At 67.0% G+C, this 2,097-nt stretch carries 1 protein-coding gene and 1 pseudogene; both read right to left on the reverse strand.

Annotated elements, in window-relative coordinates:
* Positions 1-669: pseudogene (locus AC5JJ6_RS11195) on the reverse strand (hypothetical protein); the annotation flags it as partial.
* 200 nt (positions 670-869) lie between these two features.
* Positions 870-2,012 carry a hypothetical protein gene (locus AC5JJ6_RS11200; RefSeq protein WP_496042105.1) on the reverse strand — a complete coding sequence of 381 codons (1,143 nt, stop codon included), beginning with the start codon at positions 2,010-2,012 and terminating at the stop codon, positions 870-872.
* Positions 2,013-2,097 lie beyond the last annotated feature (85 nt).

Raw genomic sequence — 2,097 nt, forward strand, 5'->3', positions numbered from 1 at the left:
TTCCGTGCAGAGCGGACGGGGCTGGCCTTCCCGGTAGACGCGATAGCACTTGCCGGGATCGCCCGGCAGGAAACGGGTGAGCGGGTCGAGGTCCGCCGGCATGCCGTCTGTCATCAGCCAGCGGCTGTCGGTCTGGGCGCAGATCGAGGCCGGCTTCGTGTCGCAGTTCCCGCTCCCGGGCGCGCAGGCCTCGTAGGTCAGGGCGTAGCACGGACTCCCGGCGGGCCGGCTGGCACCCGCTCCGGCCGCGGGTTCGGCAGGCCCCGTCGTGCCGCTTCGCGGTGCCGGTGCCGGATCGGGTTCCGGGGTTGGTTCCGGCGCCGGCATGGCTGCGGCCTCCGTTCCCGCGCCGGTGCAGGTGTAGCCCGCCGCCCTGAAATCCTGCATCAGCTTGCGCGCGCCTTCGACGCAGACGGCGCCCGACTCCCGTGCCCGCCACAGGGTCTGCACGGGCTGGTCGTTCCGGAAATAGCGCACCATGCAGGGAGCGCCGCCCGGCTCGTAGATGCGCTCGACCTTACGCACCTGATCGGTCAGCGTGCAGGTGAAACTTTCGCTCTGCTGCGCCATGGCCGCCATCGGCTGCACCAGTACGCAGAGCAGGCCGGCCCCGGCCGCCATGCGCCGGAGGTAGCGTGTATCGGCTTGGTTCCAGCGGTGCCAGATCAATGGATTCTCCCTCCTGCCCGCTCCGAAGGTTCGCTTTCCCAAGCAAGACCCTGGTTAACGCCCAATCCGTGTTATGGCGAAGGAGGAGCCGATCTGTCACGGTTCCTGTACCGATCTTTCGGCGTAACGCGGATACGCGGACGCCCCGGTGACGATCAGTCACCGGGGCGTCCGTCCCGTCTTGCTTCGCCGCCGCTTTCCTACTTGACCGCTTCGGCAGGCGCCCCGCTGTCGGCGTTGCCGTTCGCCGGCATTGCAGGAGCGGTCCTTTCGGTGTTTTCCGGCATGGCCGCCGCACGCAGCACCTCGGCCTGATTGACCATCTGGTCGCGCAGCATGGTCAACTGCTTTTCCGCATCCAGGAAGACCGCCTTCGCCGCTTCCGCCTGCCGGGTCGCTTCCTGCTGCTGCTGGCGCAGCACGTTGAGCGACTGGGTGCGCTGGGCCACCTCGTTGCCGATGGCGGCAAGGTTCTGCCCGGCAAGGTCGGCAGCCTTCTGTAGCTCGGCCACCCGGTTCTCGCTCTGGGCGATCTCGGCGGTGACCGCGTCGCGCTGCGCATTCAGGTTGGCAAGCTGACCCTCGATCTCCTTGGCCTGGGCCTGAAGGCGCGTTACCTGCCCCATCAGCTCTTCCTTCGAACCGACGGACTGCTCGATCGTCTCGATGTCGGCGGCGATCCGGTCCCGTTCGGCGGCCATCGCATCGCGTTCCCTGGTCAGGTCCGCCAGCTTGGCCGTGGCGATGTCGCGCGCCCAGGCGACGCCGCCGACCTGCTGCACCAGCGCGTTTCGTTCGTTCAGCAGTTCGGCGCGCATATCCTCGAGCTGGGCTACTTCGTCCACCAGCGGCATCAGCGCGTCGCGCTCGGCCGTCAGACGCGCCAAATCCTTTTCCAGCATGACGATCTTGCCGTCCGACACGTCGCGCGCCGAGGCTGCCACGCCGAGGCGCTGGACGATGGCGTTCCGTTCGTTGAGCATCTCCGACCGCTCGATCCCGAAGCCGGCGATCTGCTGCTCCAGGCTAGCGAGCTGCGGCTTCAAGGCATCCCGCTCACCGTTGGCGGCGGCCGCCTGCCCCTGCGCGTCCTTCACCTGTCCCTGCAAGCCGGTTACCTGACTTTGCAGATCGGACGCCTGACCCTTCAAGGTATTGACCTCGGCGCGCAGCCCGTTGGCCTGCTCCTGGTAGGAACTGGCCCTGTTCCATCCCGTGACGGCCAGGATCAGGGCAATGGCCGTGGCGCCGCCCAGTGCATAGATCGTCCACTGGTTAACCCAGCCCGGCTGCTGGCTTGCGGCCGGTCCAGTGGTCTCGGCCTTCTCAACATTGTGAGCCACGCTCGCCTCCCTGTTGCTTGATGTTTTGGCTAGGTGGCCATAGGAGCCAGATCAAGTCAATGACCGGGTGAGTACTATCGGCGTT

This window comes from Skermanella sp. (genome assembly GCF_059503625.1).